Raw genomic sequence first — 15,060 nt, 5'->3', positions numbered from 1 at the left:
GATTCTCTTTTTTCAACAAGGAAGTTGCCCATGCTATCAGTGCCTGGCTTGTGCTGGCTATGCCGAATGCCGCTCAGAATGAGCCACTGGGGGATCTGCTCCGTTTGCACGCGCGCGTTCGCGCGCCGTTCGCCCTGCTGCCCGCAGTGCGGTTTACCGGCGATGAGTGTCGACCTCCCCTGCGGGCGATGCCTGCAAAAACCGCCGCCGTGGAGTGCCCTGGTGGCGGTCGATAATTACGTTCGGCCCTTAAGCGGCTTGATTCATAAGCTGAAGTTTTCCCGCCAGTGCCAGCTGGCGGTGCCGCTTGCACGTCTGTTAGTGCTCGCGGTTTTGCAGGCCCGGCGCACGCGGGATTTACCGGCTGTGGATCTGCTGATCGGCGTGCCGCTGCACCGACGTCGACACTGGCGTCGCGGCTACAATCAGAGCGATCTGTTATGCCGTCCGCTGGCCCACTGGCTGCGCTGTAGCTGGCAGCCGGAAGCGCTGAAACGCATCCGAACCACGGCGGTGCAGCATCAGTTGAGCGCCCGATCGCGCAAAAGGAATCTTAAAAACGCCTTTCGCCTTGAATTAGCGGTCAAGGGCCGCCATATCGCGATTGTGGATGATGTCGTCACGACCGGCAGCACCGTGGCAGAGCTTTCCCGACTGCTTTTGCAAAGCGGCGCAGCGACGGTTCAGGTATGGTGTTTGTGTCGCACCTTGTAGCCCTTTTCCGATGGGCGTATTATTATACCCAGGTAATTTAGTCAACTATTAGGCCAAAGCTATGATCCGTATTTCCGATTCTGCACAATCACACTTTGCCAAACTGCTGGCAAATCAGGAAGAAGGGACGCAGATCCGCGTGTTTGTGATAAATCCAGGCACTCCGAATGCAGAATGCGGTGTCTCTTATTGTCCTCCGGACGCTGTGGAAGCATCTGACACTGCCCTGAAATTTGAGCAGCTCACCGCCTATGTCGATGAGTTAAGCGCGCCATATCTTGATGACGCAGAGATCGATTTTGTTACCGATCAGCTGGGTTCTCAGCTGACGCTGAAAGCACCGAACGCGAAAATGCGCAAAGTGTCCGACGATGCGCCGCTGATGGAGCGCGTGGAGTATCTGCTGCAGTCGCAGATCAACCCGCAGCTGGCTGGCCACGGCGGTAAAGTAACGCTGATGGAAATCACCGATGACGGTTTGGCGATCCTGCAGTTTGGCGGCGGCTGTAACGGTTGTTCCATGGTCGATGTAACCCTGAAGGAAGGGATCGAGAAGCAGATGCTGAACGAGTTCCCTGAACTGAAAGGTGTGCGCGATCTGACCGAACACCAGCGCGGCGAGCACTCTTACTACTAAGTTCCCGTCTGTCTTTGCCGGGTGGCGGCTTCGCCTTACCCGGCCTACAGTTCGAGGCTTTTGTAGGCCCGGTAAGCGTAGCGCCACCGGGCAAATAACCGCACAGAACATCCAGGCCGGGTACGGCGTAGCCGCCACCCGGCTTTTGTTTGCCCGCTCCTCCCCTCCCCATATGTTGACCTGCGTCTCATAATTCAAATTTTGCCCGCCCAGGTGATTCTCAATCTGTGTATGTTACCCGTATCATTCTCATGGGCACTAAGCATCCTCATAACAGCCGACTAAACTCAATAGTTTTGCAGGCAATCAGTATTAGTGCCGTTAATTCTCTGTTCCCAGTTGGGACAATCGGAAATTGTCGTCGAAACAATGACGTTACCCATAACAATTGAAAGGCCAGGTCAATCATGCCATTAGTTATCGTCGCTATCGGTGTTGTCTTATTACTGCTCTTGATGATCCGTTTCAAACTGAACGGCTTCATCGCTCTGGTTCTGGTGGCACTTGCAGTCGGTCTGATGCAAGGGATGCCGCTGGTGAAAGTCATCAGCTCAATCAAAGCGGGTGTGGGCGGAACGCTCGGCAGCCTGGCGCTGATCATGGGCTTCGGTGCCATGCTCGGCAAAATGCTGGCAGACTGCGGGGGCGCGCAGCGCATCGCGACCACGCTGATTGCCAAATTTGGTAAACAACACATTCAGTGGGCAGTAGTGTTAACCGGTTTTACCGTCGGTTTTGCGCTGTTCTATGAAGTCGGCTTTGTGCTGATGCTGCCGCTGGTCTTCACCATCGCAGCTGCGGCGAATATTCCGCTGCTGTACGTGGGCGTGCCGATGGCCGCTGCGCTGTCCGTGACTCACGGCTTCCTGCCGCCGCACCCGGGCCCAACCGCTATCGCGACCATCTTCCACGCGGATATGGGTAAAACCCTGCTGTTCGGTACGATTCTGGCGATTCCAACGGTTATTCTGGCCGGCCCGGTGTTTGCGCGCTGCCTGAAAGGTATCGACAAGCCAATTCCTGAAGGTCTGTACAGCGCAAAAACCTTCAGCGAAGAAGAGATGCCAAGCTTTGGCGTTAGCGTCTGGACTTCTCTGGTGCCGGTCGTGCTGATGGCGATGCGCGCCGTGGCCGAAATGGTGCTGCCAAAGGGTCACGCGTTCCTGTCTGTCGCGGAGTTCCTCGGTGACCCGGTGATGGCGACGCTGATTGCCGTCCTGATCGCCCTCTTCACCTTCGGTCTGAACCGCGGTCGTAATATGGATCAGATCAACGAAACCCTCGGCTCTGCCATCAAAATTATCGCCATGATGCTGTTGATCATCGGCGGTGGCGGTGCGTTCAAGCAGGTTCTGGTGGACAGCGGCGTGGACAAATACATCGCTTCCATGATGCATGAAACCAACATCTCGCCAATTCTGATGGCCTGGTCGATTGCCGCCGTGCTGCGTATTGCGCTGGGTTCTGCCACCGTTGCGGCGATAACCGCGGGCGGGATCGTGGCACCGCTGATTGCGACCACCGGCGTGAGCCCGGAGCTGATGGTTATCGCGGTGGGTTCCGGTAGCGTGATTTTCTCCCACGTGAACGATCCAGGTTTCTGGCTGTTCAAGGAGTACTTCAACCTGACCATCGGTGAGACCATCAAGTCCTGGTCGATGCTGGAAACGATTATCTCCGTGTGCGGCCTGATTGGGTGTCTGCTGTTGGGGATGGTGGTTTAAGGTAAAAAAGCCGGGTGGCGGCTGCGCCTTACCCGGCCTACAAGGTAAATGCAAAACGGCAACCAAAGGTTGCCGTTTTAAATGTTTTCGGCCTCTCCCGGTGGGTGAGGGCATCAGAACGCACCCGCCGGGCTTTTTCTCACTTCTTCGCTTTTCTGCGCTTATCTAAATCCTTAATCAGCTTGTTCACGCCGTCGTCGGCAAACATCTTCTCAAGGGTGGTAGACAGTTTGCGCCGCCAGTTTTTGTACTGATAGCTGGTGCCCGGAATGTTCACCGGCTCCGCCATCCCCAGCCAGTCTTCCGGCTGCAGGCCAAGCAGGGCGCTATTGCTGTCGGCAATATAGCGCTGCATCCCGCGATTGAGGGTCGCCGTCATCGCCATCAGCGAGGCTTTATGTCCGGTGCGTTTTGGCAGGCAGCCGTGCTTGTGCAGCGCGTCCAGCAACCCCTGTTTTGCCAGCTCGCGGTCCTGATACAGCCCGCGCAGCACCACTTCATCCGGATACAAACCTAGCGTTTTGCCAAGCGTGAGATCGCCACTTTCCCAATAGCCTCGCAGCGTAGGAAGATCATGCGTTGTCGCGACAGCCATTGATTGTTCAGGATACGCTTTCGGCGAACGGAACGTCTTCTCATGGTCACTTTCGAAATAGAGTACTTTGTATGAATAAACGCCACTCTCGCGTAATTTGCTGACGATTTCAACCGGCACGGTGCCGAGGTCTTCGCCAATCACCATGCAGCTGTGACGCTGACTTTCCAGCGCAAGAATCGACAGCAGATCGTCCACCGGATAATGCACGTAGGCCCCGTGATCCGCCGTTTCGCCATACGGAATCCACCACAGGCGCAGCACGGACATCACGTGGTCGATACGCAGCGCCCCGCAGTTTTGCATATTGGCGCGCAGCAGATCGATAAAAGGTTCGTACCCGCGCGCAGCCATCACGTGCGGGTCCATCGGCGGCAGGCCCCAGTTCTGGCCCAGCGGGCCGAGGATATCCGGCGGTGCACCCACAGAGGCTTTCAGGCAGTACAGCTCGCGGTCGCACCAGGTTTCGGCTCCCCCTTCCGCCACGCCCACCGCCAGATCGCGATACAGACCGATCGGCATGTCGTAGCCCTGGCTCTCCTGCCAGCAGGCAGCAAACTGGCTGTAGGCCAGCCACTGCAGCCACAGGAAGAAATCCACTTCGTCGGCGTGTTTTTTGCAAAAGGCTTTCACCTCCGGAGAATCCACCGACTGATACGCTTCCGGCCACACCGGCCAGCCCCAGCGCATTTCGTCCTCTTTCACCTGATACGCATGCAGGGCGTCGAACGCCGCCTGCCAGTAAAGGCTGTCGCCTTCCTGGGCGACGAACTGACGAAACGCGTTCATCTGTTCGTCCGTGCGCTTAGCAAAGCGTTTCCAGGTCATGCGCAGGGCGGCCATTTTCAGGGCGGTAACCGTCGCGTAGTCGACCCAGTCGGCGTCGCGCGCCTGTTTCAGGGTGTGCTGAGTGGTGCTCATCTTCCACCACTCCTGCGCCTCTTTACTGTTTTTGAAATCGTCCAGCGCGTTGACGTCGATATAAATCACGTTCAGCCAGCGGCGGGACGACGGGCTGTACGGGCTGGCGCTTTCCGGGTTAGCCGGATAGAGGGCGTGGATGGGGTTGAGGCCGATAAAGGCCCCGCCACGCTTGCCCACGTCCGCCAGCATTTTTTTCAGATCGCCGAAATCACCGATCCCCCAGTTGTCGTCCGAACGCAGCGTATAGAGCTGCACGCAGGCGCCCCACAGCTTTTTGCCTTCGATCAGCGCCTGCGGCTCATAGCAGCGTTTCGGCGCGATGATCACCCGGCAATGAAAACGGTGGTCGCCCTGATTCAGCGTCAGGGTGTGATAACCCTGCGGCAGTTTCGCCGGAAGGTTGAGCGCTTTCCCACCCGTGGCATGGCCTTTGTGCTGCTGGCCCTCTTCGGTGGTTAACAGCCAACTGAACTCGCCGCTGCCTTCAACCGGCAGCGACATTTTCTTGCCCGCGGTGAACACTTTCACCCCAGGAACTGGCGCTCCCGCCGCTTTCCCGACGGGCGTGGCCTTGTGCATGGCATCCAGCAAACGTCTTTTGGTTTCAGCGCCAATTGACTGCGGTTTGCCGTGAGCATTGATGTAACTGGGGCTGATCCCCGCCGCCAGCGCGGCATTATCCAGACGTTTGCTCTCCATCGCGCTTCCTTAGCGTTTTGCCTGCCAGATACGGGCCTGATAATCACGAATTGAACGGTCAGAGCTGAACATCCCGCAGCGGGCGGTATTCAGAATGCACGCGCGCGTCCAGGCGTCCTGATCGCGGTAGAGCACGTCGACCTGCTTCTGCGCTTCCACGTAGGCGGTGAAGTCCGCCATCACCAGATACGGGTCGCCGCCCTGTTTGCCGATGCTGTGCAGCATCTGGTCGAAGGCGTGTTTGTCGCCATCGCTGTATTTGCCGCTTTCCAGCTCTTTGAGCACTGCATCCAGCACTTTGTCTTTCTTGCGCCATTTGACCGGGTCGTAGCCTTTGGCTTTCAGGGCTTTCACCTGCTCGACGGTGTGACCGAAGATAAAGATATTCTCCTCGCCCACCTGCTCGGCGATTTCGACGTTCGCGCCGTCCAGGGTGCCGACGGTTAACGCGCCGTTCAGGGCCAGCTTCATGTTACCGGTGCCGGACGCCTCTTTACCCGCCGTCGAAATCTGCTCGGAGATATCCGCCGCCGGGATCAGCATTTCCGCCGCCGACACGCAGTAATCCGGCAGGAACACCACTTTCAGCTTATCGCCGACCTTCGGATCGTTGTTCACCGCTTCGGCCACTTTGTTGATGGCGAGGATGATGTTCTTCGCCAGGTAGTAGCCAGGCGCCGCTTTAGCACCGAACAGGAACACGCGCGGCACGCGGTCGGCGTTCGGGTTCTCGCGGATCTCTTTGTACAGCGCCAGAATGTGCAGCAGGTTCAGGTGCTGACGCTTGTACTCGTGCAGGCGTTTGATCTGGATATCAAAAATCGCGTTCGGGCTGATTTCAATCCCGGTACGCACTTTCACGAACGCCGCGAGGCGTACTTTGTTCTCTTGTTTGATGGCCTGATATTTCTGACGGAACTTCGCGTCGTCAGCCTGTTTTTCCAGGTTGATCAGCTGGTCGAGATCGTTGGCCCACTCTTTCTTGAGGGTTTTATCCAGCAGCGCGGCCAGCGCCGGGTTGCACTGTTTGATCCAGCGGCGCGGCGTAATGCCGTTGGTGACGTTATGGAATTTGTTCGGCCACAGCTGGTGATATTCCGGGAACAGATCTTTGACCACCAGATCTGAGTGCAGCGCCGCCACACCGTTCACCGCAAAACCGCTGACCACGCACATGTTCGCCATGCGCACCTGTTTGTCGTGCACAACGGCCAGTTTCGCCCAGACCGCTTTGTCGCCCGGCCAGGTTTTGCTCACCAGCACTTTGAACTGGTCGTTGATCTGATTGATGATCTGCATGTGGCGCGGCAGGAGCGTTTTCACCAGTTTCTCGTCCCAGCACTCCAGCGCTTCTGGCATCAGAGTGTGGTTGGTGTACGCGAAGGTACGGCTGGTGATCGCCCAGGCCGCATCCCAGCTCAGCTGGTGCTCGTCGAGGAGCACGCGCAACAGTTCGGGTATGGCGATGGTCGGGTGAGTGTCGTTCAGCTGAATCACCTCGTAATCCGCCAGCTCAGAGAGCTTACGGCCCGCCAGATGGTGGCGACGCAGGATATCCGCCACCGAACAGGCGCACTGGAAATACTGCTGCATCAGGCGCAGCTTTTTGCCCGCCAGATGGTTGTCGTTCGGGTAGAGAACTTTAGTCAGCTTCTCGGCGTCGATGCCCTGCTGCTCGGCACGCAGGAAATCGCCGTCGTTAAATTTGGTCAGGTTGAACGGGTGGGCGTGCTTCGCCTGCCACAGACGCAGGGGCTGCGCGACGCCGTTACGATAGCCCAGCACCGGCAGATCCCAGGCTTCACCGGTGATGACAAAACCCGGCTCCCAGTGGCCTTGCTTAGACACTTTCCCGCCAATGCCTACGTGGACGTCGAGCTGCGCATTATGGCGGAACCACGGATAGCTGCCGCGATGCCAGTCGTCCGGCGCTTCAATCTGATGGCCGTCGTCAAAGGACTGGCGGAACAGGCCGTACTGATAGTTCAGGCCATAGCCGATGGCGGATTGCCCCACCGTCGCCATCGAATCGAGGAAACAGGCCGCCAGACGCCCCAGCCCGCCGTTGCCCAGGCCTGGGTCAGTCTCTTCCTCCAGCAGATCGGTCAGGTTCACGTTGTGCTCATTCAGCACGTCACTCACCTCCTGATACCAGCCGAGGTTCAGCAGGTTGTTGCCGGTCAGGCGACCAATCAGGAATTCCATCGAGATGTAGTTCACATGACGCTGGTTTTTCACCGGCTTCGCCGCCGGCTGCGCGCTGAGCAGTTCGGCCAGCGCACCGCTCACGGCTTGCCACCACTGATGAGGGGTCATCTCCTCTGCGGCGTGCAAACCAAAACGCTGCCACTGACGCGTCAGGGCAGCCTGGAACTGAGCTTTGTTGAAGGTAGGCTGTGACATAGGGAATCGGCATCCTGTAGAGAAAGAAAAAATATTGGCGCTAGTGTGCCAGGCTCATTCCCCCTCTTCCTCCTCCTGTCGGGGATTAGACAGGGAGGAGTAGCGGGGATGAGCGTAAAAGTGTGATCAAGGCCACTCTTGAGCATAGATCGAGTGTGCCTTTATGGCGCGAGGATAAACGGGAAGAGTGTCAAATAAATGAAATGCAGTTTCGGATGAAATTAACATCAGCAGAAATGATTGCTTACCAGGAATAATATTTCTCTGTTTTAGGCCTTTCTCAGAGGGTTATTTTCCCGGCACAACTATACCGGATATTTATTAACTTTGTGGTGAGAATCGCCTTATGAAACCAGTTTCAGGATAAGCGCACCAAATGCATACAAGCCAGCATCCATGCGGGATATAGGGCATCTCAGAAAGTTCCCGGTCAATGAGAAATAATTTTGTGACAGAGTGCAAATTAAGGGACATAAAAGTCGGACATAACTTGCAATAGTTCCTGTTCTGGCCGACCTTATATCTATTATTACGAAGCGCAAAAAAAATCGTCTTTCCTCGTTTCCCCACAGTGAAGTGAAAAAACTTATGTTGATTCCGTCCAAATTAAGTCGCCCGGTTCGTCTTGACCATACTGTGGTCCGCGAACGTCTGTTGGCGAAACTTTCCGGCGCGAATAATTTCCGACTGGCGCTGGTTACGAGTCCTGCAGGCTATGGCAAAACAACGCTCATCTCACAGTGGGCCGCAGGCAAAAGCGATTTAGGCTGGTACTCCCTCGACGAGGGCGATAACCAGCAGGAGCGCTTTGCCAGCTACCTGATCGCTGCCATTCAGCAGGCGACCAACGGGCATTGCGTCACCAGTGAAGTGATGGTGCAAAAGCGGCAGTACGCCAGCCTCTCCTCCCTGTTCGCCCAGCTGTTCATTGAGCTTGCCGAATGGCATCGCCCGCTGTTCCTCGTGATTGACGATTACCACCTGATTACCAACCCGGTGATCCACGAATCGATGCGCTTCTTCCTCCGCCATCAGCCGGAAAATCTCACCCTGGTGGTGCTCTCGCGTAACCTGCCGCAGCTGGGGATTGCCAACCTGCGCGTGCGCGATCAGCTTCTCGAAGTGGGCAGCCAACAGCTGGCCTTTAACCATCAGGAGGCGAAACAGTTCTTTGACTGCCGCCTGAGCTCGCCGATTGAAGCCTCCGAGAGTAGCCGCCTGTGCGACGACGTGGCCGGCTGGGCAACCGCGCTACAGCTCATCGCCCTCTCCGCCCGACAAAATAACAGCCCGACGCACCAGTCCGCGCGCCGCCTGGCAGGCATCAACGCCAGCCATCTGTCCGATTACCTGGTCGATGAAGTGCTGGACAGCGTTGACCCCGCGACTCGTCAGTTCCTGCTGAAAAGCTCGCTGCTGCGCTCGATGAACGACGCGCTGATTGTGCGCGTGACTGGCGAAGACAACGGCCAGATGCGCCTGGAAGAGATCGAACGCCAGGGGTTGTTCCTGCAACGCATGGACGACTCCGGGGAATGGTTCAGCTTCCACCCGCTGTTTGGCAACTTCCTGCGCCAGCGCTGCCAGTGGGAAATGGCCACCGAATTACCCGACGTTCACCGCTCCGCCGCCGAAAGCTGGATGGCGCAAGGTTTCCCGAGCGAAGCGATCCACCACGCGCTGGCCGCCGGTGACGCGAATATGCTGCGCGACATCCTGCTTAACCACGCCTGGGGCCTGTTCAATCACAGTGAACTGACGCTGCTCGAAGAGTCGCTCCGCGCCCTGCCGTGGGAAAGCCTGCTGGAAAATCCGCGTCTGGTGCTGTTGCAGGCGTGGCTGATGCAGAGCCAGCACCGCTACAGCGAAGTGAATACCCTGCTGGCCCGCGCCGAACAAGAGATGAAAGGCGAGATGGACGGCACGCTGCACGGCGAGTTTAACGCCCTGCGCGCGCAGGTGGCGATCAACGACGGCGACCAGGAAGAGGCTGAACGTCTGGCGATGATCGCCCTCGACGAGCTGCCGCTGGCGAACTATTACAGCCGCATCGTGGCCACGTCGGTTCACGGCGAAGTGCTGCACTGCAAAGGCGATCTCACCCGCTCCCTGTCGCTGATGCAGCAGACGGAGCAGATGGCCCGCCGTCATGACGTCTGGCATTACGCCCTGTGGAGCATGATCCAGCAGAGCGAAATTTTATTTGCTCAGGGGTTCCTGCAAGCCGCCTGGGAGACTCAGGAAAAAGCGTTCCAGCTGATTCAGGATCAGCACCTCGAACAGCTGCCGATGCACGAATTCCTGCTGCGCATCCGCGCGCAATTGCTGTGGGCCTGGGCGCGTCTGGATGAGGCCGAAGCCTCTGCCCGTCACGGCGTGGACGTGCTTTCTACCTTCCAGCCGCAGCAGCAGCTGCAATGCCTGGCTCTGCTGGTGCAGTGCTCGCTGGCACGCGGCGATCTGGATAACGCCCGGAATCACCTGAACCGCCTCGAAAACCTGCTCGGCAACGGTCAGTACCATAGCGACTGGGTTTCCAACGCCGATAAGGTGCGGGTGATTTACTGGCAAATGATCGGCGATAAAAAGTCCGCCGCCAACTGGCTGCGCCAGACGCCAAAACCGGAATTCGCCAATAACCACTTCCTGCAAAGCCAGTGGCGCAACATCGCCCGCGCGCAGATCCTGCTGGGTGAGTTCGAGCCTGCGGAAATTGTGCTGGAAGAGCTGAACGAGAACGCCCGCAGCCTGCGTCTGATGAGCGATCTGAACCGCAACCTGCTGCTGCTCAATCAGCTTTACTGGCAGGCCGGACGTAAAAACGACGCCCAGCGCGTGCTGCTGGAAGCACTCCAGCTGGCGAACCGCACCGGGTTTATCAGTCATTTTGTGATTGAAGGCGAGACGATGGCGCAGCAGCTGCGCCAGCTGATTCAGCTCAATACGTTACCGGAACTGGATCAGCACCGTGCCCAGCGCATTCTGCGCGAGATTAACCAGCATCATCGCCACAAGTTCGCGCACTTCGACGAGAACTTTGTCGAACGTCTGCTGAACCACCCGGAAGTGCCGGAACTTATTCGCACCAGCCCGCTCACCCAGCGTGAGTGGCAGGTTCTGGGGCTGATTTACTCGGGCTACAGCAACGATCAGATTGCGGGCGAGCTGGCGGTCGCAGCGACCACCATCAAAACGCACATTCGTAATTTGTATCAGAAACTCGGCGTGGCGCATCGTCAGGACGCGGTGCAGCATGCCCAGCAGCTGTTGAAGATGATGGGGTATGGCGTGTAATTCATTGCCCGGTGGCGCTACGCTTACCGGGCCTACGGTTATGTTTGGCCGCTCAACACAACTCTAACTGTAAATTGTTATCCTTAATCACCTGCAACACCCCCGCCGGTGGCATGACGTCGGTGTACACCGCATTCACCATACTGATGCTGCCCATGTTCACCATCGCGTTACGGCCAAACTTCGAGTGATCCACCACCAGCATCACGTGGCGGGAGTTCTCGATAATCGCCCGCTTGGTGCGCACTTCGTGATAGTCAAACTCCAGCAGCGAACCATCGCTGTCGATGCCGCTGATCCCGAGGATGCCGAAATCGAGGCGGAACTGAGAGATAAAGTCGAGCGTCGCTTCGCCGATGATCCCCCCGTCACGACTGCGCAGTTCGCCGCCCGCCAGAATGATGCGGAAATCTTCTTTCTGCATCAGGGTATTTGCCACGTTGAGGTTGTTGGTCACCACGCGCAGGTTTTCATGGTTGAGCAACGCATGGGCTACCGCTTCCGGCGTGGTGCCGATATCAATAAACAGCGTCGCGCCGTTGGGGATTTGGCTCGCCACTTTCGCCGCGATACGCTCTTTCTCTGCGGTTTGCGTCGCCTTACGGTCGTGCCATGAGGTGTTCACAGAGCTCGACGGCAACGCCGCGCCGCCGTGGTGGCGCAGAATGCGGTTCTGATCGGCCAGGTCGTTGAGATCGCGACGAATGGTCTGCGGGCTGACGGCGAACTGCTCGACCAGCTCTTCGGTGCTGACGTATCCCTGCTTTTTAACCAGTTCGATAATGGCGTCATGACGTTGCGTTTGTTTCATGAAATATCCCTGGGAATTATGTTCGTTTTCGCGCATTCAGCGTATCGGCAAACGCCATCGCCAGCCCTACGGCCAGCCCGGCGACGTGTGCGCCGTTGGCGATAGACATACCAAACAGATCAAACCATCCGGCAATTAGCCATATTAACGCAAAGGTTATTAAACCACGTTGCAGATAGATGCCGCTTTCGGGGTCACGTTCGCCGCGCAGCCAGACGTAGCCCATTAATGCGTATACCACACCCGACAAACCACCGAACCACGGACCGCTAAACTTGTGCTGCACATAGCCGCTTAACAGGGCGCTGATCACGGTGATGACAATGAGTTTCCCGGTGCCGAGACGCTTCTCCACCGCCCCGCCGAGATACCACCACCACAGCAGGTTAAAGAGAATATGCAGCACCGAAAAGTGCATCAGGGCGTGGCTGAAATAGCGCCAGACGTCAAACTGCACCGAGGCGTCATACGGCCAGGCGAGAGCAATCATCACCTGCTGGTCGCCGACCACGTTCATGATGATAAACACCAGAATACAGGCCGCCATCAGCAGCAGGGTAAAGGGCCCGGCGCGCTCGCGCACGGTGGCTAAGAAAGGGAAACGCTGATAATGCAGCCCGCTGTCCGTGTGGCCGGAGGTCCAGCTGGCCGCCAGATAGCGCGGGTCGGCAGGGTTTTCCAGAAAACGCGCCAGCTCTGTGTTGACGAAATTCGCCTGGCTCTCATCAGCCAGCCAGACGTCGGTCTGCGTATGCTGTTGAATCGTCAGGATCACACCCTGCGTCGCCATGTAATCGACAAACGCCTGAGCGACGCGCGGGTTGGTAAAAGAGGTAATCATCAGCATGGGCGGCAGTCGCTTATTTCCGTACAAAAGAAAACAGTATAACGATCTCAGCCGCCAAAGGCGTGTTCAACTTCCGCCGGGAAATGCCGATGCCAGGCGTCAAAGCCGCCGTCGACGCTGTAGACCGCGTCATAGCCCTGCTGGAGCAGATACTGCGCGGCACCTTTGCTGCTGTTGCCGTGATAGCACATCACCATCACCGGGGTTTCAAAGTCGTTATCGCGCATAAACGCGCCCAGGGTGTCGTTGGTCAGATGAAACGCGCCCGGCGTGTGGCCCATCGCATAGCTTTGCGGGTCGCGAATATCCACCAGCACCGCCTTTCCCTGGTGCATCTTCTGGTGGGCTTCTTCTACATTAATGCATTCAAACTGTTCCATTTTGCTCTCTTTCTTTTCATTTATCTGGTGCGGCCTGGAGCCCTCACCCCGGCCCTCTCCCACAGGGAGAGGGAGCAAACACCAAAAACGGCAACCATGTTGCCGTTTTGCTTTTACCTCGGCCTCACCCCGGCCCTCTCCCACGGGGAGAGGGGGAAAACTATTTTACCGCGTAGTGTACGTCGTCGCGGCGGCGAAACGCCATTATGTTATCTCTATCACTCAAAATTGTTTTTTTGATGTTACCAAAAGCGCGTTCGTTTGCTATTATGAGCGATATCGAACATTTCTGAGCTTTAACGAAAGTGCGTGAGGGTGACATGGAAACCAAAGATCTGATTGTGATAGGCGGGGGCATTAACGGTGCCGGTATTGCGGCAGATGCCGCAGGACGCGGATTATCTGTACTGATGCTGGAAGCCAACGATCTCGCCTGCGCGACCTCGTCCGCCAGCTCCAAACTGATCCACGGCGGCCTGCGCTACCTGGAACACTACGAATTCCGCCTGGTCAGCGAAGCGCTCGCCGAGCGCGAAGTGCTGCTGAAAATGGCCCCTCATCTGGCGATCCCGATGCGTTTTCGTCTGCCTCATCGCCCGCATCTGCGTCCGGCGTGGATGATCCGAATTGGTCTGTTTATGTACGATCACCTGGGGAAACGAACCAGTCTGCCGAGCTCGACTGGTTTGCGTTTTGGCTCAGAATCGGTTCTGAAACCGGAAATCGTGCGCGGTTTCGAATATTCTGACTGCTGGGTGGACGATGCGCGCCTGGTGCTGGCGAATGCCCAGATGGTGGTGCAGAAGGATGGCGAGGTGAAAACCCGCACTCGCGCCACCGCCGCACGCCGTGAAAACGGGCTGTGGATCGTCGAAGCGGAAGATATCGATACCGGCGAGAAGTTTAGCTGGCAGGCGCGCGGTCTGGTCAACGCCACCGGCCCGTGGGTGAAACAGTTCTTTGACGATGGCATGAAACTGCCTTCGCCGTACGGTATCCGCCTGATCAAGGGCAGCCATATCGTGGTGCCGCGCGTGCATACGCAGAAGCAGGCGTACATTCTGCAAAACGAAGATAAGCGCATCGTGTTTGTGATCCCGTGGATGGATGAGTTTTCGATCATCGGCACCACCGACGTGGAGTACAAAGGCGATCCGAAGAACGTCGAAATCGACGAGAGCGAAATCGGCTATCTGCTGAAAGTCTATAACGCGCACTTTAAGAAACAGCTGGGGCGCGATGACGTGGTCTGGACTTATTCCGGCGTGCGTCCGCTGTGCGATGACGAATCCGATTCACCGCAGGCGATCACCCGCGACTATACGCTGGATATTCATGACGTTGACGGTCAGGCACCGCTGCTGTCGGTGTTTGGCGGCAAGCTGACGACCTATCGTAAGCTGGCGGAAAGTGCGATGGAAAAACTGACGCCGTACTACAAAGGCATCGGCCCGGCTTGGACCAAAGGCGCGACGCTGCCTGGCGGCGATATCGGTAGCGATCGCGATGACTTCGCGGCAAAACTGCGCCGTCGTTATCCGTTTATTACCGAATCCATGGCCCGCCATTACGCGCGCACTTACGGCAGCAATACGGACTTAATCCTGGGTGATGCCAAAACGCTGGCCGATCTCGGGGAACATTTTGGTCATGAGCTGTACGAAGCCGAGCTGCGTTACCTGGTGGAGCACGAGTGGGTGCGCCGTCTGGACGATGCGATCTGGCGTCGTACCAAAGAAGGGATGTGGCTGGATGCGGAACAGCAATCGCGCGTGGCGCAATGGCTGGTGCAAAATGCGGGAAAGCGTGAGTTGTCGTTAGCGTCGTGAGTTTAAGTGAGAACACCGAACGGTCCCCTCTCCCTTGAGGGAGAGGGTTAGGGTGAGGGGGAAAAGTGCGCGCTGGTGCCCTCACCCCGGCCCTTATGTCTTGATCTTCTCCGCTTCTGCGGAGAAGATCCCCGACTGATCATCGGGAGGTTACCGGTGAGCATCACCCGGCCCTGGTGCCACTGAGCCCGTGGGAGAGATTA

The 15,060-nt window shown here is 57.4% G+C and carries 10 protein-coding genes; 5 read left to right on the top strand and 5 right to left on the bottom strand.

Annotated features, from left to right (window positions below):
- Positions 1–30 precede the first annotated feature (30 nt).
- From gntX to gntT, 3 genes are all read left to right on the top strand, one after another.
- Positions 31–714, top strand: a complete 684-nt coding sequence (gntX, locus tag QQF33_RS11375; RefSeq protein ID WP_282493533.1) for a DNA utilization protein GntX — start codon at positions 31–33, stop codon at positions 712–714.
- Between the two features lie 61 nt (positions 715–775).
- Positions 776–1,351 carry a Fe-S biogenesis protein NfuA gene (gene nfuA, locus QQF33_RS11370; protein ID WP_095283731.1) on the top strand — a complete coding sequence of 192 codons (576 nt, stop codon included), beginning with the start codon at positions 776–778 and terminating at the stop codon, positions 1,349–1,351.
- A gap of 407 nt (positions 1,352–1,758) precedes the next feature.
- Positions 1,759–3,075 carry a gluconate transporter gene (gntT, locus tag QQF33_RS11365; RefSeq protein WP_282493534.1) on the top strand — a complete coding sequence of 439 codons (1,317 nt, stop codon included), beginning with the start codon at positions 1,759–1,761 and terminating at the stop codon, positions 3,073–3,075.
- 139 nt (positions 3,076–3,214) lie between these two features.
- Here gntT and malQ read toward each other — a convergent pair whose 3' ends face one another.
- Together malQ and malP are read right to left on the bottom strand one after the other, a co-directional pair.
- Positions 3,215–5,293, bottom strand: coding sequence for a 4-alpha-glucanotransferase (malQ, locus tag QQF33_RS11360; RefSeq protein WP_285148693.1), 2,079 nt, complete (start codon positions 5,291–5,293; stop codon positions 3,215–3,217).
- 9 nt (positions 5,294–5,302) lie between these two features.
- Positions 5,303–7,696, bottom strand: a complete 2,394-nt coding sequence (malP, locus tag QQF33_RS11355) for a maltodextrin phosphorylase (RefSeq protein WP_285148694.1) — start codon at positions 7,694–7,696, stop codon at positions 5,303–5,305.
- 588 nt (positions 7,697–8,284) lie between these two features.
- On the opposite strand from malP, the gene malT reads away from it, so the two are divergent.
- Complete coding sequence (malT, locus tag QQF33_RS11350; protein ID WP_282493537.1) at positions 8,285–10,990, top strand: HTH-type transcriptional regulator MalT; 2,706 nt, start codon at positions 8,285–8,287, stop codon at positions 10,988–10,990.
- A 52-nt stretch (positions 10,991–11,042) separates the two neighbouring features.
- Here the strand turns inward: malT and QQF33_RS11345 are convergent, their stop codons facing one another.
- From QQF33_RS11345 to glpE, 3 genes are read right to left on the bottom strand one after another with little or no spacing between them, the layout of a single operon-like run.
- Entirely contained in the window at positions 11,043–11,801 is a 759-nt protein-coding gene (locus QQF33_RS11345; protein WP_282493538.1) for a DeoR/GlpR family transcriptional regulator, read from the bottom strand.
- Positions 11,802–11,817: 16 nt separating this feature from the next.
- Positions 11,818–12,648: a rhomboid family intramembrane serine protease GlpG gene (glpG, locus tag QQF33_RS11340; RefSeq protein ID WP_282493539.1), complete on the bottom strand. Its 831-nt coding sequence runs from the start codon at positions 12,646–12,648 to the stop codon at positions 11,818–11,820.
- 47 nt (positions 12,649–12,695) lie between these two features.
- A complete protein-coding gene (glpE, locus tag QQF33_RS11335) occupies positions 12,696–13,028 on the bottom strand; it encodes a thiosulfate sulfurtransferase GlpE (RefSeq protein WP_282493540.1) in 333 nt (110 codons plus the stop codon).
- A gap of 320 nt (positions 13,029–13,348) precedes the next feature.
- Here glpE and glpD point away from each other — a divergent pair, with 320 nt between their 5' ends.
- The gene (gene glpD, locus QQF33_RS11330; protein WP_285146143.1) at positions 13,349–14,857 is read left to right on the top strand and encodes a glycerol-3-phosphate dehydrogenase; all 1,509 of its coding nucleotides are present in this window, start codon (positions 13,349–13,351) and stop codon (positions 14,855–14,857) included.
- The last annotated feature ends 203 nt before the right edge of the window (positions 14,858–15,060 follow it).

Origin of the sequence: Lelliottia wanjuensis (assembly GCF_030238365.1) — a bacterium.
In the GTDB taxonomy this organism is placed as follows: domain Bacteria; phylum Pseudomonadota; class Gammaproteobacteria; order Enterobacterales; family Enterobacteriaceae; genus Enterobacter; species Enterobacter wanjuensis.
The sequence above is the reverse complement of the archived record's forward strand: the minus strand, read 5'-3'. Positions and strand labels throughout refer to the sequence as shown.